Here is an 18398-nt window from a genome sequence, read left to right as displayed (position 1 = left end):
AGAAACCCCGAAGGAACGTTCCTTCCACCTCCGCGGCACGCCTGGGCGTACCGCCTCCGGCCCGGGTCGCCACCCGACCGGCCGTACCGCCGTACGGTCCTTCGCGTGGCGGCCCGATCCGGGGCCGCACACCACCGGCCCCGACACCGAATCCGACCCCCGACACCACCCGCCCCCGCCCACCCCCGCACGAAGTCCCGTACGGAGGTACGGGCCTCCCCTGCGGACGCCGGCCCTCAGCGCCGCGCGGCCCGCTCCAGCTCGGCCAGGGTCGCGGCCACCGCCGGTACCCGGGCCAGGTCCGGCAGGGTCAGCGCCACGACCTCCCGCTCCACGGCGGGTTCCACGACGAGGGTGCTCACGCCCTTGGCCCGTACGGACTCCACCGCGAGCTCCGGCAGCACCGCGACCCCGAGCCCGGCCCCGACCAGGCCGACCACGGCCGGGTAGTCGTCGGTGGCGAAATCGATGCGCGGGGTGAATCCGACGCCCTCGCACACGTCCACCAGATGGCGGCGGCAGCGCGGACAGCCCGCGATCCAGGGCTCGTCGGCCAGCTCCGCCATGCCCACCCGGCCGGCGCCCGCCAGCCGGTGCCCGTCCGGGACCAGCCCGACGAGCCGGTCGGTCAGCAGCGGCCGGACCACGAGGTCCTCCCACTCGGCCGTCGATCCCGCGGCCCCGCCGTAGCGGAAGGCCAGCGCGAGATCGCAGTCGCCCTCGCGCAGCATCTCGACCGAGCGCGGCGGCTCGGCCTCCACCAGGGAGATCCGGGTGCCGGGGTGCGCGGCGCGCATCGCCGCCAGTGCGGTCGGCACCAGGGTGGAGCTGCCGCTCGGGAAGGAGACGAGCCGGACCCGGCCCGCGCGCAGGCCGGCGATGGCCGCGACCTCCTCCTCGGCCGCGGTCAGCCCGGCGAGGATGCCGGCGGCGTGCCGGACCAGCGCCTCACCCGCCTGGGTGAGGCGCATTTCGCGCCCGGTGCGGATCAGCAGCGGGGTGCCGGCGGACTGTTCCAGCGCCTTCATCTGCTGGGAGACGGCCGGCTGGGTGCAGCCGAGCTCGCGGGCGGCGGCGGAGAAGGACCCGGTTCCGGCGACAGCGCGCAGAACTCGGAGATGACGTGCCTCGATCACCCTTCGAGCATAAGGGCTGCTTTGATGACGGAGCGAATTACCCCGTGACGCTTTGAGTCCATTCGGCTAGCGTGAGTCCATGCATCTCATCTCCGTGAACCTCGGTCGCGCGACGGCCGTCGAATACACCGACGGGGAGGACGGGCTGACCGGCCACGGAAAGCTCCCCGCCCCCGGCCCCGTCCGCGTTTTCGCGCCGGGCCCCAAGGGCATCGGGGCGAGCGGGGTGGAGGGCGACGACGTCTGCAACCTGCGCCATCACGGCGGCGACCACCAGGCGGTGTACGCGTACGCCCGCGAGGACCTGGACTGGTGGGGGCGCGAGCTGGACCGCGAGCTGCCCGGCGGGATCTTCGCCGAGAACTTCACCACCTCCGGCGTGGACGTGAACGGCGCGCTGCTCGGCGAGCGCTGGCGGGTCGGCCCCGACCTGGTCCTGGAGGTGGCCTCGGCCCGCATTCCGTGCCGGACCTTCCAGGGGGCGCTCGGCGAGCGGGCCTGGGTCAAGCGGTTCACGCAGGAGGCCCGGCCGGGCGCGTACCTGCGGGTGATCGAGGAGGGTTCGGTCTCCCCCGGCGACGCCGTCGAGGTGCTGCACCGCCCGGACCACGAGGTGACGGTGGAGTTCTGGTTCCGCGCGCTCACCACCGAGCGGGCGCTGCTGCCGCGCCTCCTGGCGGCGGGCGACGCACTGGACCCGTCGACGCGGGACAAGGCCCTGGAGTACGTGCGCAAGCAGGGGCTGCGGACCGGAAGCGCCCCCGCGGGCGGCTAGGTTGCGCGTATGACGACTGCGTTGATTACGGGATCCACGGCGGGCATCGGCGCCGCCTTCGCCCGGCGGCTCGCCGCCCAGGGGCACAACCTCGTCCTGGTGGCCCGGGACACGAAGCGGCTCGGGGAGCAGGCCACCGAACTGCACGACCGGCACGGCATCGAGGCCGAGGTGCTGGCAGCCGACCTCTCCACGGAGGAGGGCATCGGAGCCGTCGAGAAACGCCTCGGCGACCGCAAGCACCCGGTCGACCTGCTGGTCAACAACGCGGGCTTCGGCAACAAGGGCCGCTACCTGGAAGTGTCCATGGCCGACGAGCTGACCATGCTGAAGGTCCACGTCGAGGCCGTGCTGCGGCTGACCTCGGCGGCGACGGAGCCGATGCGCTCGCGCGGACGCGGCGGCGTGATCAACGTGGCCTCGGTGGCCGCCTTCCTGCCGCGCGGAACCTATGGGGCGAGCAAGGCCTGGGTCGTGCAGTTCACGCAGGGCGCGGCGAAGGACCTGACCGGTTCGGGCGTACGGCTGATGGCGCTGTGCCCCGGCTTCGTGCGGACCGAGTTCCACGAGCGCGCCGGCATGGGCACGGACAACATCCCCGGCTGGATGTGGCTCGACGCCGACAAGCTGGTGGCCTCGGCTCTGGCCGACCTGGCGCGGGGCAGGACCGTGTCGATCCCGGACCCCCGGTACAAGGCGCTGATGAGCGTCGTGAAGCTGACCCCGCGCGGGCTGCTCGGCGGGGTCTCCTCGCGCACGGGACGCAAGTACGGGCCCCAGTGATCTGCCGGTAAACGCGGCATATAGGCGGATTCTCCCTAAACTGGATGTGTCCCATCCAGCGCGGGAGGCGACGCGATGACATTCGTACAAGTAATCGATTACGAGACCACGCGGTTCGACGAGATGAACGCCCTGATCGACCGCTGGGCCGAGCAGGCGAGCGGTCGGCGCACGGTCACCCACACGATGATCGGCAGGGACCGCGACTCCAAGACCCACTACGTCGACCTCGTCGAGTTCCCCTCGTACGAAGAGGCCATGAGGAACTCTCACCTGCCGGAGACGGACAGGATGTTCCAGGAGATGGTGGCCCTGTGCGAGGGCATGCCCAAATTCATGAACCTCGAAGTCGTCCGCGACGAGTACCTCAACAAGCTCGTCGCGAACCGGTTCTTCGAGGAGATCGCGATGAAGGGGAACTTCGACGTCATCGACGAGTGCGTCGCGGCCGACTACGTCACCCACGACATCATGCAGAGCGGGGACACCGGCAACGGCCGGGACGGCCTGCGCCAGACCGTCGGCATGTGGCGGAGCGCCTTCGACATGACCTTCGACATGACCCGCCAGATCGCCGAGGGCGACTGCGTCACCACGCTGTGGGACTGGAAGGGCGTCCACAAGGGCGAGTTCATGGGGGTCGCGCCGACCGGCAAGGAGTTCAGCATGTCGGGCTGTACGACCTGCCGCATCGAGAACGGCCAGATCGCCGAGGACTGGTGGTACTACGACGCCCCGGGCCTGATGCGCCAGATGGGGATGATGAAGTAGCACCCCGCCGGTCGCACACCGGGGAACGGGAAAAGCCCCGGCCGCCGAAGGCGACCGGGGCTTTCTCAAACCACCTCTGACGAGGTCAGTGGCTGTGGCCGTGACCGTGGCCGTGACTGGCGTCGGCCTCTTCGTCAGCCGGCTTCTCGACGACCAGGGTCTCGGTCGTGAGCAGCAGGGAGGCGATGGAAGCGGCGTTCTCCAGCGCGGAGCGGGTGACCTTGACCGGGTCGATGACGCCGGCCTTGACCAGGTCGCCGTACTCGCCGGTGGCGGCGTTGAAGCCCTGGCCCTTGTCGAGCTCGGCAACCTTCGCCGTGATGACGTAGCCCTCGAGGCCCGCGTTCTCGGCGATCCAGCGCAGCGGCTCGACGGCGGCGCGGCGCACGACCGCGACACCGGTGGCCTCGTCGCCGGTCAGGCCGAGGTTGCCCTCGAGGACCTTGACGGCGTGGACGAGCGCGGAGCCACCGCCGGAGACGATGCCCTCCTCGACCGCGGCGCGGGTCGCCGAGATGGCGTCCTCGAGACGGTGCTTGCGCTCCTTGAGCTCCACCTCGGTGGCGGCGCCGACCTTGATGACGCAGACGCCGCCGGCGAGCTTCGCCAGGCGCTCCTGCAGCTTCTCGCGGTCCCAGTCCGAGTCGGTGGACTCGATCTCGGCCTTGATCTGGTTGACGCGACCGAGGACGTCCTCGGACTTGCCGCCACCGTCGACGATGGTGGTGCCGTCCTTGGTGATGGTCACGCGGCGCGCGGAACCCAGTACGTCCAGACCGGCCTGGTCGAGCTTGAGGCCGACCTCCTCGGCGATGACGGTGGCACCGGTGAGGGTGGCCATGTCCTGGAGCATCGCCTTGCGGCGGTCACCGAAGCCGGGCGCCTTGACGGCGACGGCGTTGAAGGTGCCACGGATCTTGTTGACGACGAGGGTGGAGAGCGCCTCGCCCTCGACGTCCTCGGCGATGATCAGCAGCGGCTTGGTGCCACCGGCCTGGATGACCTTCTCCAGCAGCGGCAGGAGGTCCTGGATCGAGGAGATCTTGCCCTGGTTGATCAGGATGTACGGGTCGTCGAGGACGGCCTCCATACGCTCCTGGTCGGAGACCATGTACGGGGAGAGGTAGCCCTTGTCGAAGGCCATGCCCTCGGTGAACTCAAGCTCCACGCCGAAGGCGTTGGACTCCTCGACGGTGATGACACCGTCCTTGCCGACCTTGTCCATCGCCTCGGCGATGAGCTCGCCGATCTGGGCGTCCTGCGCGGAGAGCGAGGCCACGGCGGCGATGTCGGACTTGTCCTCGATCGGGCGGGCGGTCGCGAGGAGCTCCTCGGACACGGCCTTGACCGCGAGGTCGATGCCCTTCTTGAGGGCGGCCGGGGAGGCACCCGCGGCGACGTTGCGCAGGCCCTCGCGGACCAGCGCCTGGGCCAGCACGGTGGCGGTGGTGGTGCCGTCACCCGCAACATCGTTGGTCTTGGTCGCCACCTCCTTCACGAGCTGCGCGCCCAGGTTCTCGTACGGGTCGTCCAGCTCGACCTCGCGAGCGATGGTGACACCGTCGTTGGTGATGGTGGGAGCACCGAACTTCTTGTCGATGACGACGTTGCGGCCCTTGGGGCCGATCGTCACCTTGACCGTGTCGGCAAGCTTGTTGACGCCGCGCTCGAGGGCGCGACGGGCGTCCTCGTCGAACTTGAGAATCTTCGGCATGGGAGCGGTTCAGCCCTCTCGTTGCGATCCCCGGCCGCTCACCGCGACCGCCTGACAAACGAACTACGCCCCTCGCCGCCCGGCTTCAGCAGGGGTGACCAGGGGCGCAGCTCAAAGCAAAACTGGAGAAGTGATTACTTCTCGACGATCGCGAGGACGTCGCGGGCCGAGAGGACGAGGTACTCCTCGCCGTTGTACTTCACTTCGGTGCCGCCGTACTTGGAGTACAGGACGACGTCGCCGACGGTGACGTCCAGCGGGAGACGCTGGCCGTCCTCGAAGCGACCCGGGCCCACGGCAAGGACGACGCCCTCCTGGGGCTTCTCCTTCGCAGTGTCCGGGATGACCAGGCCGGAGGCCGTGGTCTGCTCGGCGTCGAGCGGCTGGACCACAATGCGGTCCTCGAGCGGCTTGATGGCAACCTTGGAGCTGGTGGTCGTCACGATCTGACCTTCCGCTTCGGAGATCCGGGGTTAACTGTCTGAGGTGGCGACCAGGTCGATCCGTCGTCGCGGGAGCCGGACCTGCCTGTCGCTGTGTTGGCACTCACCAGGGGCGAGTGCCAGACGCGAGACTATTCCGGCGATTAGCACTCGGTCAAGCGGAGTGCCAATACGCGCCGCTGGTTTCGCCGTCCGGGGCGCTCGGGAACCCCGCCCCTCGGGGGATCCCGCCGGGTCGCGCCGGAGCCCACGGGCCGTCAGCGGGCGCATCGACCCGGGTAAGGGCGTCCTGTATGTGAGGCTTGGGGCATGCGCATTCTGGTCGTCGAAGACGAAGTGGGGCTCGCCGAATCGCTCCGGCGCGGGCTCTCCGCCGACGGCCACTGGATCGACCTCGCCCACGACGGACACCGCGGCCTGGCCCTCGCCCTCACCGGCGGCCCGTACGACGCCGTCGTCCTGGACCTGATGCTCCCCGGCCTCTCGGGCTACGAGATCTGCAAGCGGATGCGCGCCCACGGCGACCTCACCCCCGTCCTCATCCTGACCGCGAAGGACGGCGAGTACGACGAGGCCGAGGGGCTCGACTCCGGCGCCGACGACTACCTCACGAAGCCGTTCTCCTTCGTCGTCCTCGCCGCCCGCCTGCGCGCGATCACCCGCCGCGCGGCCGGTCCCCCGCAGAGCGCCGTCCTCCAGGCCGGCGACCTGATCCTGGACCCGCGCGGCCGCCGCTGCCGCCGCGGCCAGCACGAGATCGAGCTGACCGCCCGCGAGCTCGGCGTACTGGCCTGCCTGATGGAGCAGCCCGGCCGGGCCGTCGCCAAGCAGGACATCCTCGACGAGGTCTGGGAGGGCCCGCAGGGCATCGACCCGAACATCGTCGAGGTCTACGTCTCCTCCCTGCGCCGGAAGATCGACGTCCCCTTCGGCCGCCGATCGATCCTCACCGTCCACGGCACCGGCTACCGGATGGCCCCGGACGGTGGCTGAGCCGTCCCGGCCCACCGGGCTCCGGCGACCCGGGCGGACCCGCCCGCGCCTGGGCAGCCTGCGCGCCCGCGCCGCCGCGGCAGCCGCCCTCGCGATGGCCGCCGTCCTAGCGACCGGCGGGCTGTGGCTGTACACCGTGCTGCGCGCCAATCTCATCGAGAACACCACCGGCCGCACCGAGCTCGCCGCCCGCAAGGTCGCCTCCCAGCTCGACAGCGGGATCCTTCCGACCGCCGGCCGGCTGCCCGCGCCGGAGGGCGGGGTGGACCTGGTCCTCGTACGGGACGCGAACGGCCGGATCATGGCCACCAGCGGGGACCTGAAGGACACCCCCGAGCTCGGCGAGCTGCGCCCCGCACCCGGCAGCGACTCCCGGTCGGCCGTGCTGCCGCCCGCGCGCCCCGGCGCGGAACGGCGCGCGGTGGTCGCCGTGGAGGCTCCCGGTCCGCGCGGGGCGCACGATCCGCACACCGTGTACGCCATGACGGTCCTGGGCGACGTGGACGCGGCCGACCGGGCCGTCGCCCTGGGACTGCTCGCCGGCGCGCCCCCGCTGATCGCCTTCTCGGCGGCCCTGGCCTGGTGGGTGACGGGCCAGGCGCTGCGCCCGGTGGCCGCGATCCGCACCGAGCTGGCGGCGGTCACCGCGAGCGAGCTCGACCGGCGGGTCCCGGATCCGGGCGGGGCCGACGAGATCGCGCAGCTGGCCCGCACCGTCAACTCCACCCTGGACCGGCTGGAGCGCAGCGACGCCCGGCAGCGGCAGTTCACCGCCGACGCCTCGCACGAGCTGCGCAACCCGCTCGCGGCCGTCCGGTCCCGGCTGGAGGTGGCGCTGCGGGATCCCGACCGGGAGTCGGTGGCGGCCGCGCTGGCCGATACCGAGCGGCTCCAGGGCATCGCGGCCGACCTGCTCCTGCTGGCCCGGCTCGACGGCGGACCCGCGCCGCGCACCGAGCCCGTGGACCTCGCGCTGCTGGCCGCCGAGGCCGTGGCGCGGCGCCCCGGACCCCGGGTCGCGCTACGACTGGAAGCGCCGGCCCCCGTACCGGCCGCCGGGGATCCGGCGCGGCTGGAGCGGGCGCTGGCCAATCTCGTGGACAACGCCCTGCGGTACGCCCGCGACGAGGTCACCGTCCGGGCCTCGTCGAGCGGCGACGGCTGGGCCCTGCTGGAGGTCACGGACGACGGGCCGGGCATCCCGGAGGCGGACCGCGACCGGGTCTTCGAGCGCTTCGTCCGGCTGGACGCGGACCGGGGCCGGGCCAGCGGCGGCACCGGTCTGGGCCTGGCCATCGCCCGGGAGATCGCACGGTCGCACGGCGGCGACCTCCGCGCGCTCCCCCCGACCGCCGGAGCCTCGGGCGCCCGGCTGGAGCTGCGGGTGCCCAGCTCAGCCAAATCCAGCCCCGCCCGGGGGCACCTCCCAGCGGTAGCTGGGGGAGTTTGAGGCGCGGGGGCCCGGGGGCAGCGCCCCCGGCAACGGCGCCGCAGCCAGCACCCGGCGCCAACCCCTGAAAGCGGCTTCAGAACCCTCAGGTTTCCTTCAGCGCCGCTCCCCCAGCATCGACAGGCATGAGCGCCCACCGCAGGAAGCCCCAGGACCAGCAGGCCCCCGCGACCCGGCGCCGCAGGCCCTCGCGCCGGACGCGGCTCACCCGGACCCTGCTGGCGACAGCCTGCGCGCTGGTGGTGCTCGCGGGCTGCACGGCCTGGTACCTGTACCACGACCTCGTCTCCACCATCGGCAGCTCCAAGGCCCTGGAGGGGGCCGAGAAGTCGAAGTACGGCGATACGAACATCCTCCTGATGGGCCTGGACAGCCGCCGCGACCAGAACGGTGAGCCGCTGCCCGAGGACGTCCTGGACAAGCTGCACGCAGGCAGTTCCGACATCGGCGGCTACAACACCAACACCCTGATCCTGCTCCACGTGCCCGGCGACGGCGGCAAGGCGAAGGCCTTCTCGGTGCCGCGCGACGACTTCGTCGAGATGCACGGCGTCCCCGGGTTCACCGGCAAGGCCAAGATCAAGGAGGCCTACGGGCGGGCGAAGGCCAAGCGCGAGGAGCAGCTCGCCGGCCAGGGGGTCAAGGACCGGCGGCAACTGGAGCACGAGGGGCGCGAGGCGGGGCGGAAGGCCGAGCTCGACACGGTCCGCGCCTTCCTCGGCGTCCCGATCGACCACTTCGCCGAGCTGAACCTGGCCGGTTTCTACCACCTGGCGGGCGCGCTGGACGGCGTACCGGTGTGTCTGAAGCACCCCGTGAAGGACAACTACTCGGGCGCCGACTTCCCGGCGGGGCGCCAGACCCTCGACGGGCAGCAGTCGCTGGCCTTCGTGCGGCAGCGGCACGGCCTGACCATGGGGGATCTGGACCGCACGAAGCGCCAGCAGGCCTTCCTGGCGGGGGCGACGTACAAGCTGAACCAGGCCGGGACCTTCACCGACCCGGTGAAACTGCTCAAGCTGATCGACACCGCGAAACAGGACGTCGTCACCGATCAGGGGTGGGACCTGCTGTCGTTCGTGAAGCAGGCGAAGAACCTGTCGGGGGGCAACGTGGAGTTTGTGACCCTTCCCATCGAAGGCTTCGACAGGAACCATGGCGCCGAGATAAACGTCGTAGACGATATGAAGATAAAGCGACTCATTGCCGAGCAGATCGGTCCCAAGGCCGCTGCGAGCCCGAGCGCACCGGGCGCCGCTCCCTCCTCGGCAGGGTCGCACTCCCCCGCGCCCGCCCCGTCCCCGAAGAGCAGCGGAACCCCCGCCATCGATGGCGGCGGCGTCCCGTGCGTGGACTGAAACCCCTGACGACGGCGGGCGCGCGCCGCCGCACCGAGGCGCTGCTGCTCGTCCTGGTCGTCGCCATCGCCGTGTCCGGCCATGCCAGCGCGGGGCTGGCGATGAACGACGCGCTGCCGCCCAACCTCACCGGCTTCACGATCAGCATGTCGCTGCTCGCGCTGGTGGGGCATCTGGCCGTGCGCCGGTTCGCCGCGTACGCGGATCCGCTGATCTTCCCGCTCGCCATGCTGCTGACCGGGCTGGGGCTGGTGCTGCTGCACCGGCTCGACCAGGGGTACATCGAGCGCTACAAGTCGACGGCGAACGCGCCCGGCCAGCTGCTCTGGTCGGTGGTCGGCGTCGCCGCGTGCATCCTCGTGCTGTGGGTGCTGCGCGACCACCGGCTGCTCCAGCGGTTCATCTACATCATGATGGTCGCCGCGCTGGTGCTGCTGATCGCGCCGGCCTTCTTCGGCGCGGACACCTACGGCGCGAAGCGCTGGATCGTCATCGGCGGCCTCTCGGTCCAGCCCGGCGAGTTCGTGAAGATCATGATCTCGGTGTTCTTCGCGGGCTACCTGGTCATCCACCGCGACTCGCTGGCCCTGTCGGGCCGCAAGTTCCTGGGCATGCGGCTGCCCCCGATGCGCCAGCTCGGACCGATCATCACGGTGTGGATCGTCTCGCTGCTCGTGCTGGTCTTCGAGCGCGACCTCGGCACCTCGCTGATCTTCTTCGGCGTCTTCGTGGTGATGCTCTACGTGGCCACGGAGCGCACCAGCTGGATCGTCTGCGGCCTGATCATGGCCGCGGCGGGCGCCTTCGTCGTGGGCTCCACGGAACCGCACGTCAAGGGCCGCGTGGCCGCCTGGCTGAATCCGCTGTCGTACTACTGGAAGGACCGGCCGCCGGGCGTCGTCTCGGACCAGTCCGCGCAGGCGCTGTTCAGCTTCGGTACGGGCGGCATCTCGGGCACGGGGCTCGGCATGGGCCACCCGGAGCTGATCAAGTTCGCCGGCCGCAGCGACTTCATCCTCACCACCGTCGGCGAGGAGCTGGGCCTGGCCGGTGTCATGGCCGTCCTGCTCCTCTACGCGCTCCTCGTGCAGCGGGGGCTGCGGATGGCCCTGGGCGCGCGCGACCCGTTCGGCAAGCTGCTGGCGGTGGGCCTCTCCGCCGCGCTGGCCCTGCAGGTCTTCGTGGTGGCGGGCGGAGTCACGGGGCTGATCCCCCTGACGGGCAAGGCCCTGCCCTTCCTGGCGGCGGGAGGCTCGTCCCTGCTGGCCAACTGGGTCATGATCGCCCTGCTGCTGCGGATCTCCGACAGCGCCGAACGCCAGCGCGAGGCGGATTCCAGGGGCCCGGTGGAAACGACGATCACCCCGGTCGTTTCGGGTCCGGGCCCCGCGGGAGCCTAGGGCCTAGAGGTAGTCCTCCAGCCGCCCGATCTTGTACCCCTGCTCCTGTATCCGCTGGAGCATCCGCTGGGTCATCTCGATCTCCGTCGCGCCCTTGAGCTCGGAGGGGCCGCGGAAGTGGGCCAGGATGATGTCACCCGGTTTGAGGGCGGAGCCCTCGGCGTACTGGAAGTTGTTGATCTGCATCGACACGCGCCACAGGAGGAGCTGCGATATCCCGCACTCGTTCGCGGCCCTGAGGGTGTCGTCGTTGTAGTTGCCGTACGGCGGGCGGAAGCGGGTCGGCTTCGTGCCGAACCTCTTCTCCAGGCGTTCCTGCTGCCCGCATATCTCCTTCTTCTGTGCCGCGAAGGACAGGGTCTTGAGATTGGGGTGCGTCAGCGTGTGGTTGTTTATCGTGCTGTTGGATCCGTTGTCGCGGAGCTTCTCGAAGTGCCCGTAGTCCGACGAGGCGATGTTGTCCGTCAGGAACATGCTGATCGGCAGCTTCAGATCGGCCGCCATCTTCAGGAACTCGGGATTCTTCTCCGCGCCGTCGTCGAACGTCAGGAAGACGACCTTGTCGTCCGCCGGGACGGGTATTCGGTCGATGACCTGGACCCGGCCCGGCTTGGCCGGCGGGATCTGGGGTTTGACGGCCGGCTTGGGGGCGTACTGGAGGGGGGCGCTCAGGCCCCACTTCCGGTACGCCTCGTCGCCGGCCGCCGTCGAGCCCGCCCCCGAGGGCGAGGCCGAGGCGGAGGGCGACGGGGACGTCCTGTCCTCCGTCGCCTTGCGGCCCATTCGTTCGATGGGGTCCACGCTGTCCCCGCACCCCGACAGGGACAGCGCGAGCGCGCCGGCCGCCAGCGTTCCGGCTACCAACCGGCGCGCATACCTCACAAGTAGTCCTCCAAGCGGGCCACGGCATAACCCTTGTCCGTGACGGTCTTCATGACATGACGGATCATGTCAGTCATGCTGCCCTTCCAGTCTTCCTTGCCCCGGAAGTGCGTGAGGATGATGTCACCGGGATGCAGGTCCCGGTCCCACTCGCGCCAGTCCATGCGGTCCGGGAAGGCCTCCTCGTTCCAGAGGGGCACGTTCTTGATGCCGCAGGACTTGGCCGCGCGCAGCGTGTCCTCGTTGTAGTTGCCGTACGGCGGGCGGAACAGCGTGGGCCGCTTGCCGAACTGCTTCTCGATCGTGTCCTGCTGACCGCAGATCTCCTGACGCTGCTTCTCGTAGGAGAGCGCCGGCATGTAGCGGTGGTTGAGCGTGTGGTTGTTCAGCGTGACGCCCGCGGCCTGCATCTGCTTGAAGTACGGGTAATTGTCCCGCACCAGGTAGTCGCTGAGGAACGCGGTGTACGGGAGCTTGAGCTCCTGCATCATCTTCAGGAACTCGGGGTCCTTCTCGGCACCGTCGTCGATCGTCAGGAAGACGACCTTCTCCTCCGTGGGGACGGTGGTGAAGACCGGCGGCAGGCTGTCGCCGTCCTCGACCTCGAAGCCCTTGCGCGTGGTGATCTCGGGCTTCTCCTTGGGCGCGGACGGAGCCATCAGCGGCGGCTTGGCCAGCCCCCACTTCTTCGCAGCGACGACCCGCGCCTGCTGGGTGGCCTTCAGCTTCTCGGCGTAGTTGCCGAGCGCTCCGGCCGCGCCGGGCCCCTCGGCGCCCGCCGCCTTCGCCTTCGCGGCCTTGTCCGGCGCTGCGGAGCCGCTTGATCCGCACCCCGTCGCCAACCCGGCGACCAGCAGTGCGGCCATCGCGGCCATCCCCAACCGGCCTCGCGCAACTGCCGCGATCCGGTGACCCTGTTGCGTCTTATGTTCCTTTTGTCGGACTAGCTGCATAGCTAGGAATCCTGGCACCTGTCGCGCAAGCACTCCTGCCGACACCTCGACGGGAATCCGACCTTCCACCGGGTGGCCCACCGTGGCCGACAATGGACCCCGTGACTCCCGAAGACTTCGCCGCGCTCCTCACCCCCGAGGGCAGCGCCCTCCTCGACTCGCTCCGGGAGCACGACCCCGCCCAGGAACTCGCCGTGGCCACCCGGCTGCGCCGCGAGCACCCCGCCCATCTGGTCTCCGCCGCCCTCGGGCAGGCCCGGCTGCGGCAGCGCGCGGTGGCGAAGTTCGGGGCCGAGGACGCCCGCCGGATGTACTTCACCCCCGGTGGCGGCGAGATGGCCACCCGCGCGTCGGTGGCCTCGTACCGCGCCGAGCGGCTCGCCGCCCTGGGCGTACGGAGCCTCGCGGACCTGTGCTGCGGAATCGGCGGCGACGCCCTCGCCCTGGCCCGGCTCGGGATCCGCGTGCTGGCGGTGGACCACGACCCGCTGACCGTCGCCGTCGCGCGCGCCAACGCCGAGGCGCTGGGGCTGGCGGACCTGATCGAGGTCCGGGAGGCGGACGTCACGGAGGTGGACACCGCGGGCTACGACGCGGTCTTCATCGACCCGGCCCGGCGGGGCGGGCGCGGCCGGATCTTCGACCCGGAGTCCTACTCCCCGCCGCTGTCCTGGGCGATCTCCACCGCCCGCGCCGCGAAGGTCGCCGCCATCAAGATCGCTCCCGGGATCCCCCACGAGGCGGTCCCCGCCGAGGCGCAGGCCGAGTGGATCTCCGACCAGGGGGACGTGAAGGAGGCCGTCCTGTGGTTCGGGACCGCCCCGGGCGAGATCCGCGCGACCCTGCTGCCCGGCCCGCGCGCGCTGGCGACCGCCGATCCGCTGCCCGACCCCGAGGCCGGTCCGGTCGGCCGCTACCTCTACGAGCCCGACGGGGCCGTGATCCGGGCCCACCTCGTCGCCGAGGTCGCGGAGCAGCTGGGCGGCCGGCTGATCGACCCGACGATCGCGTACATCACCGCCGACGAGCTGCGCGCGACCCCGTACGCGACCTCGTACGAGATCACCGACGTCCTGCCCTTCGGCCTGAAGAAGCTCAAGGCGCTGCTGCGCGAGCGCGGGGTCGGCATCCTGACGGTGAAGAAGCGCGGCTCGGCCATCGAGCCGGAGGAGCTGCGCAAGAAGGTGAAGCCGCGGGGACCGAACTCCGCGACGGTGTTCCTGACCCGGGTCGCGGGGGCTCCCTCGATGCTGATCGGCTCGCCGACCGCCAAGCCCTGACGGGATCCGAAAGAGACGGCCTAGCCGGCCGTCGGGCGGGCCGGGCCTCCGAAGGCCCGCAGCGCCCACCGGTAGTGCGCGCCCGCCTTGCCGAGGCCCAGCAGGCCGGTGACCCACAGGATCATGCCGAGGCCCATCGTGTACGCGACCTCGCCGTAGGTGTCCGAGCCCGGCCGGGCCGTCGCGGCCGTCCCGAAGGTCACCCAGAGCCCGAGCGCGCCCAGCAGGAACGAGGTCAGCAGCCAGGTCAGGCTGCGCCCCGGGGCGCGTACCGCGGAGTCGGCGACCGGGTCCCGGCCCAGCTCCGCCCACGCGCACATCAGCCGGCGGATCTGCCGGTCCTGCTTGGCGCCCCAGGCGAACCAGAACCCGGCCGGTATCAGCACGCCCACGCCGAGCACGGCGAAGATGAGGCCGAAGAGGTACGAGAAGGGGTCGTGCGCCTCGAAGGCCATCAGGGCCATGCCGACGAAGGACCAGCCGAGGGCGAAGACCGCCGAGACGGCCCACAGCAGCAGCAACCGCCCGAAACCGAGGCTGCGCCGCCCGAGTTCGCTCAGGAAACGGGCGCGGTCGGCCCGTACTGCTCGTTCGGCGTGCTCGTCGAACCAGGCGCGCAGGTGCGCGGGAGGGGGTGGCGGCGGCAGGTCACGGCGGGGCATGCACATGACCATAGCCGCACGACCGGCGGCTTCCGCCCGGCCCCCGCCCGGAGGCTCAGCCTCCGCCGCCCTCGACGACCTCCACCGATTCGAAGCGCCAGCGGTGGACCGCCCGGGTGATCAAATCGGCTTCGGGCTCGGGGAGTTCGGGCAGGTCCGCAGCAACCCCCTCGGGGGTCTCCCACCAGGTGATCACGAGCACCCGGTCCTGCGCGGCCCGGAACACCTCGCGCCGCACCGGCTCTTGGGCCAGCACCTGCGAACGGGCCCACTCCAGGAGTTCGTTGTCCCGTCCGGGCACGGACCGGGCCTCCCACATCAGCGCGACGGTGCTCACGAGTACAGGTTGTCCTTGCTCAGCTCGTGCACGTGGTCGTGGTCGTGCGCATGGCCGTGCCCGTGCCCGTCCCCGTGGGAATGGCCGGAAGAACGGCCGGGAACGTGCGGGTCCGTCACCGGCAGCGAGGAGTCCGCCGACAGGTCCCAGTCCGAGGCCGGCCTGTTCCGCTTGACCATCTCCGCGCCCAGCGCCGCCACCATCGCGCCGTTGTCCGTGCACAGCCCCGGCCGCGGCACCCGCAGGACGATCCCCGCCGCGTCGCAGCGCTCCTGCGCGAGCGAGCGCAGCCGGGAATTGGCCGCGACACCGCCGCCGATCATCAGGTGGTCGACGCCCTCGTCCTTGCACGCGCGGATCGCCTTGCGCGTCAGCACGTCCACCACGGCTTCCTGGAAGGAGGCCGCCACATCGCGCACCGGCACCTCCTCGCCCGCCTTGCGCTTCGCCTCGATCCAGCGGGCGACGGCCGTCTTGAGCCCGGAGAAGGAGAAGTCGTACGCCGCGTCGCGCGGCCCCGTCAGCCCGCGCGGGAAGTTGATCGCCTTCGGATCGCCCTCGCGCGCGAGCCGGTCGATGACCGGACCGCCGGGGAAGCCCAGCTGGAGCACGCGCGCGATCTTGTCGAAGGCCTCGCCGGCCGCGTCGTCGATGGTCGCGCCCAGCGGGCGCACGTCGGAGGTGATGTCGGGGGCCAGCAGCAGCGAGGAGTGCCCGCCGGAGACCAGCAGCGCCATCGTCGGCTCCGGCAGCGGCCCGTGCTCCAGCTGGTCGACGCAGATGTGCGAGGCCAGGTGGTTCACCCCGTACAGCGGCTTGCCCAGGGCGTACGCGTACGCCTTCGCGGCGGAGACGCCCACCAGCAGCGCACCCGCGAGGCCGGGCCCGGCGGTGACGGCGATGCCGTCGAGGTCGCGGGCGCTGACCCCGGCGGTCTTCAGGGCGCGCTCGATGGTGGGGACCATCGCCTCCAGGTGCGCGCGGGAGGCCACCTCGGGCACGACCCCGCCGAAGCGGGCGTGCTCGTCGACGCTCGACGCGATGGAGTCGGCGAGGAGGGTGGTGCCCCGGACGATGCCGACGCCGGTCTCGTCGCAGGAGGTCTCGATGCCGAGGACGAGCGGTTCGTCAGCCATGGGTCGTCTCACCTTGTACGGGTCCGTCCGCGGGGACAGAGGTTGCGGGGTCGGAAAGGCGCATCACGAGCGCGTCGATGTTGCCGGGCTGGTAGTAGCCGCGGCGGAAGCCGATCGGCTCGAAGCCGAAGCGCTCGTACAGCTTCTGGGCGCGGGTGTTGTCCACCCGCACCTCAAGCAGCACCTCGGCGCACTCGAAATCGCTGGCGGCGCGCAGCAGGTCGGTCAGCAGCCGGGCGCCGAGGCCGGTGCCCCACTGGTCGCGGGCGGCGGCGATGGTCTGCACGTCGCCCAGGTCTCCGGCGGCGGCCAGCCCGGCGTAGCCGACGACGCGGCCGGCTTCGTCTTCGGCCACGACGTAGCGGCGGGTGGCGCCGGGGCCGCGGGCGTGCGCGAGCTCGGACCAGAACATCCCGGCGGACCAGGCGTCCTCGGGAAACAGCTCGTGCTCCAGCTCCAGCACGGGCTCGATGTCCCACCAGCGCATTTCGCGCAGCACGGCGGTGGCGGCGGTCACTGCGGGGTGACCACCTTGTAGTTCTTGGGCACCTGCGCGTCGGGGCGGCGCAGGTAGAGCGGGGTCGCGGGCAGGCCCCTCTCATTTTCAAACGGCTCCCCGGCCACCAGCCGTTCCACCGCCAGGGCCGCCAGCGCGGCGGCGCTCTGGTGCTCCGGGGCGCGTGCGTCGGTGAAGACCTCCGGGTAGAGCTGCGCGCCCTGCCCGACGGCGGGCAGTCCCGCTACCCGCTCGGCGATGTCGGCCGGCCGGTCCACCGCGGGCTCGCCGACCCGGGTGCGCGGGTCCTCGTACCGGGCCCAGTAGACCTCCTTGCGCCGCGCGTCGGTGGCCACGGTGAAGGGGCCCTCGATCCCGGCGGCGCCGGCCGCGTAGGCGAGGCCGTCGAGGGTGCACAGGCCGTGCACGGGCACACCGAGGACGGAGGCGAAGGTGGCGGCGGTGACCAGTCCGACCCGCAGCCCGGTGTAGGGGCCGGGGCCGACGCCGACGACGATGCCGGTGACGGCTTCGAGCTTGACCCCCGCCTCGGCGAGGACCTTGTCGACGGAGGGCAGCAGGAGCTCCCCGTGGCGGCGGGCGTCGACCTGGTTCGACTCGGCGAGGACGGACTCGCCGTCGTGCAGGGCGACGGTGACGGCGGGCGTGGCGGTATCTACAGCGAGCAAGAGCACGCGAACAGCCTACGACTCCGGGGCCCCCGGCCCTTGCGGCCGGTCTGGAAGCAGCCCGGCTGCTACCTTCGACCCAGGTGTCACCGATCAAGGTGTCGGGACGCCCCAGACCATGCGGAGAGGTGGACCAAGGTGGCACGCAGCAGCTCGGGAATCGTGGCCGGGCTCACCGTCGCGGCACTCGCCGCGATCGGCTTCCTCGGCTACCAGGCCTCCGCCACCGCCCCCGCGCACCCGCCGAAGGCCGTCGCGCAGAATCCCTCGCCCGCCCCGAGCACTTCCGGCGCCGCGAAGGCCGACCCGGCCAAGCCGGTGGCCCTGCCGGCCGGTTCCGGCACCGGGACGCGTGTCGTGTACTCGATCGGCGCGAAGCGCGTGTGGCTGGTGGACGCGGGCGGCCAGGAGCCGAAGTCGTTCGCGGTGATGCCGAGCACGATCCACCCCGCGCCGGGCAGCTACACGGTCGGCAACCGCACGGGCACGGTGACGGGCTCCGACGGGGTGCCGATCGAGCACGTCGTCCGGTTCGCGAGCACGCAGGGCATCACGGTCGGTTTCAGCGCGCGCGTGGACAACACCCTCCCGGAGCCCGATCCGGGCAAGAAGACCGGCGGCGTCCGCATGACGCGTGCGGACGGCGACGCGATGTGGGCCTTCGCGACGATCGGCACGAAGGTAGTCGTCGTCGCCTGACGTTCGCCCGAACGGGGGACCCGCCAGGGGCCCCTCGACCGCCCTCCACCGTCCTCGACCGCCCTTCACAGCCCTTCAGGCCGCTTCGGACTCCGTGGCGGCCTGTTCGCCGTCCCCGGCCGGTCCGCTTCCCCCGGCCTCCTCGCGTACGGCCGCTTCCCGTGCGGCGGCCGCTTCTCCGGCGGGATCCGGCTCGGCGCCGCGCTCCCGGGCGGGTGGGGTCGACACGGCGCTGGCGGCCACGCCCGCGGCGAGCAGCGCCCCCATGGACACGCCGGACGGGCGGGGGGCACGTCCTCCCGGTGCCGCTGCTCCCGGTGGTGCTGCTCCTGCTGCCGACATGGCTGCCTCCTGGCCGGGGCCAGCCTGTACTTAGGTACGCCTAACCAGCCCTCGATACCATGTGACCACGCGCCCTGCCGCCCGCGCAATATCTTGCCG

General features: G+C 71.5%; 20 protein-coding genes. 9 read left to right on the top strand and 11 right to left on the bottom strand.

The genetic code is table 11. The annotated features are described in order from the left end of the window. Positions 1 to 236 precede the first annotated feature (236 nt). Entirely contained in the window at positions 237 to 1136 is a 900-nt protein-coding gene (locus tag AC3IYJ_RS23820) for a LysR family transcriptional regulator (RefSeq protein WP_489396775.1), read from the bottom strand. A 79-nt stretch (positions 1137 to 1215) separates the two neighbouring features. Here AC3IYJ_RS23820 and AC3IYJ_RS23815 point away from each other — a divergent pair, with 79 nt between their 5' ends. The 3 genes from AC3IYJ_RS23815 to AC3IYJ_RS23805 all read left to right on the top strand — a co-directional run bounded on the left by AC3IYJ_RS23815 (position 1216) and on the right by AC3IYJ_RS23805 (position 3465). After that, complete coding sequence (locus AC3IYJ_RS23815; RefSeq protein ID WP_489396774.1) at positions 1216 to 1911, top strand: MOSC domain-containing protein; 696 nt, start codon at positions 1216 to 1218, stop codon at positions 1909 to 1911. 9 nt (positions 1912 to 1920) lie between these two features. Next, on the top strand, positions 1921 to 2694 hold the full coding sequence (locus AC3IYJ_RS23810) for an SDR family NAD(P)-dependent oxidoreductase (RefSeq protein WP_489396773.1): 774 nt from the start codon (positions 1921 to 1923) through the stop codon (positions 2692 to 2694). 75 nt (positions 2695 to 2769) lie between these two features. After that, positions 2770 to 3465, top strand: coding sequence for an ester cyclase (locus tag AC3IYJ_RS23805; RefSeq protein WP_489396772.1), 696 nt, complete (start codon positions 2770 to 2772; stop codon positions 3463 to 3465). Positions 3466 to 3550: 85 nt separating this feature from the next. Here the strand turns inward: AC3IYJ_RS23805 and groL are convergent, their stop codons facing one another. After that, entirely contained in the window at positions 3551 to 5179 is a 1629-nt protein-coding gene (gene groL, locus AC3IYJ_RS23800) for a chaperonin GroEL (protein WP_489396771.1), read from the bottom strand. 134 nt (positions 5180 to 5313) lie between these two features. After that, on the bottom strand, positions 5314 to 5622 hold the full coding sequence (groES, locus tag AC3IYJ_RS23795; RefSeq protein ID WP_008739621.1) for a co-chaperone GroES: 309 nt from the start codon (positions 5620 to 5622) through the stop codon (positions 5314 to 5316). 309 nt (positions 5623 to 5931) lie between these two features. On the opposite strand from groES, the gene AC3IYJ_RS23790 reads away from it, so the two are divergent. The 4 genes from AC3IYJ_RS23790 (at position 5932) to AC3IYJ_RS23775 (ending at position 10823) form a co-directional block, all read left to right on the top strand. Next, entirely contained in the window at positions 5932 to 6615 is a 684-nt protein-coding gene (locus tag AC3IYJ_RS23790) for a response regulator transcription factor (RefSeq protein WP_489396770.1), read from the top strand. Then, positions 6608 to 8065, top strand: a complete 1458-nt coding sequence (locus tag AC3IYJ_RS23785) for a sensor histidine kinase (protein WP_489396769.1) — start codon at positions 6608 to 6610, stop codon at positions 8063 to 8065. The genes AC3IYJ_RS23790 and AC3IYJ_RS23785 overlap by 8 nt, the downstream gene beginning before the upstream one ends. A gap of 125 nt (positions 8066 to 8190) precedes the next feature. Beyond that, complete coding sequence (locus tag AC3IYJ_RS23780; protein ID WP_489396768.1) at positions 8191 to 9423, top strand: LCP family protein; 1233 nt, start codon at positions 8191 to 8193, stop codon at positions 9421 to 9423. After that, a complete protein-coding gene (locus tag AC3IYJ_RS23775) occupies positions 9411 to 10823 on the top strand; it encodes an FtsW/RodA/SpoVE family cell cycle protein (RefSeq protein ID WP_489396767.1) in 1413 nt (470 codons plus the stop codon). Before AC3IYJ_RS23780 ends, AC3IYJ_RS23775 begins: the two co-directional genes overlap by 13 nt. A gap of 3 nt (positions 10824 to 10826) precedes the next feature. Here AC3IYJ_RS23775 and AC3IYJ_RS23770 read toward each other — a convergent pair whose 3' ends face one another. Both AC3IYJ_RS23770 and AC3IYJ_RS23765 read right to left on the bottom strand, forming a co-directional pair. Continuing rightward, complete coding sequence (locus AC3IYJ_RS23770) at positions 10827 to 11687, bottom strand: polysaccharide deacetylase family protein (protein ID WP_489396766.1); 861 nt, start codon at positions 11685 to 11687, stop codon at positions 10827 to 10829. A 14-nt stretch (positions 11688 to 11701) separates the two neighbouring features. Next, on the bottom strand, positions 11702 to 12658 hold the full coding sequence (locus tag AC3IYJ_RS23765) for a polysaccharide deacetylase family protein (protein ID WP_489396765.1): 957 nt from the start codon (positions 12656 to 12658) through the stop codon (positions 11702 to 11704). A gap of 92 nt (positions 12659 to 12750) precedes the next feature. Between AC3IYJ_RS23765 and AC3IYJ_RS23760 the strand changes: the two genes are divergently transcribed. After that, on the top strand, positions 12751 to 13938 hold the full coding sequence (locus tag AC3IYJ_RS23760; protein WP_489396764.1) for a class I SAM-dependent methyltransferase: 1188 nt from the start codon (positions 12751 to 12753) through the stop codon (positions 13936 to 13938). A gap of 20 nt (positions 13939 to 13958) precedes the next feature. Here AC3IYJ_RS23760 and AC3IYJ_RS23755 read toward each other — a convergent pair whose 3' ends face one another. The 5 genes from AC3IYJ_RS23755 to tsaB are packed head-to-tail and all read right to left on the bottom strand — an operon-like array spanning position 13959 to position 17264. Continuing rightward, a complete protein-coding gene (locus AC3IYJ_RS23755) occupies positions 13959 to 14600 on the bottom strand; it encodes a hypothetical protein (protein WP_489396763.1) in 642 nt (213 codons plus the stop codon). Positions 14601 to 14655: 55 nt separating this feature from the next. Next, positions 14656 to 14919: a hypothetical protein gene (locus tag AC3IYJ_RS23750; RefSeq protein WP_489402900.1), complete on the bottom strand. Its 264-nt coding sequence runs from the start codon at positions 14917 to 14919 to the stop codon at positions 14656 to 14658. Between the two features lie 14 nt (positions 14920 to 14933). Next, entirely contained in the window at positions 14934 to 16073 is a 1140-nt protein-coding gene (gene tsaD, locus AC3IYJ_RS23745; RefSeq protein WP_489396762.1) for a tRNA (adenosine(37)-N6)-threonylcarbamoyltransferase complex transferase subunit TsaD, read from the bottom strand. Further along, a complete protein-coding gene (gene rimI, locus AC3IYJ_RS23740) occupies positions 16066 to 16560 on the bottom strand; it encodes a ribosomal protein S18-alanine N-acetyltransferase (protein ID WP_489402899.1) in 495 nt (164 codons plus the stop codon). The genes tsaD and rimI overlap by 8 nt, the downstream gene beginning before the upstream one ends. Before the next feature lie 26 nt (positions 16561 to 16586). Continuing rightward, the gene (tsaB, locus tag AC3IYJ_RS23735; RefSeq protein WP_489396761.1) at positions 16587 to 17264 is read right to left on the bottom strand and encodes a tRNA (adenosine(37)-N6)-threonylcarbamoyltransferase complex dimerization subunit type 1 TsaB; all 678 of its coding nucleotides are present in this window, start codon (positions 17262 to 17264) and stop codon (positions 16587 to 16589) included. 132 nt (positions 17265 to 17396) lie between these two features. Here tsaB and AC3IYJ_RS23730 point away from each other — a divergent pair, with 132 nt between their 5' ends. Then, the gene (locus AC3IYJ_RS23730) at positions 17397 to 17957 is read left to right on the top strand and encodes a hypothetical protein (protein ID WP_489396760.1); all 561 of its coding nucleotides are present in this window, start codon (positions 17397 to 17399) and stop codon (positions 17955 to 17957) included. 75 nt (positions 17958 to 18032) lie between these two features. Here AC3IYJ_RS23730 and AC3IYJ_RS23725 read toward each other — a convergent pair whose 3' ends face one another. Further along, positions 18033 to 18230, bottom strand: a complete 198-nt coding sequence (locus AC3IYJ_RS23725) for a hypothetical protein (RefSeq protein ID WP_489396759.1) — start codon at positions 18228 to 18230, stop codon at positions 18033 to 18035. Between the last annotated feature and the right edge of the window lie 168 nt (positions 18231 to 18398).

The organism is Streptomyces sp. GL_140, assembly GCF_057834465.1.
This window is presented reverse-complemented; position numbering and strand designations above follow the sequence as displayed.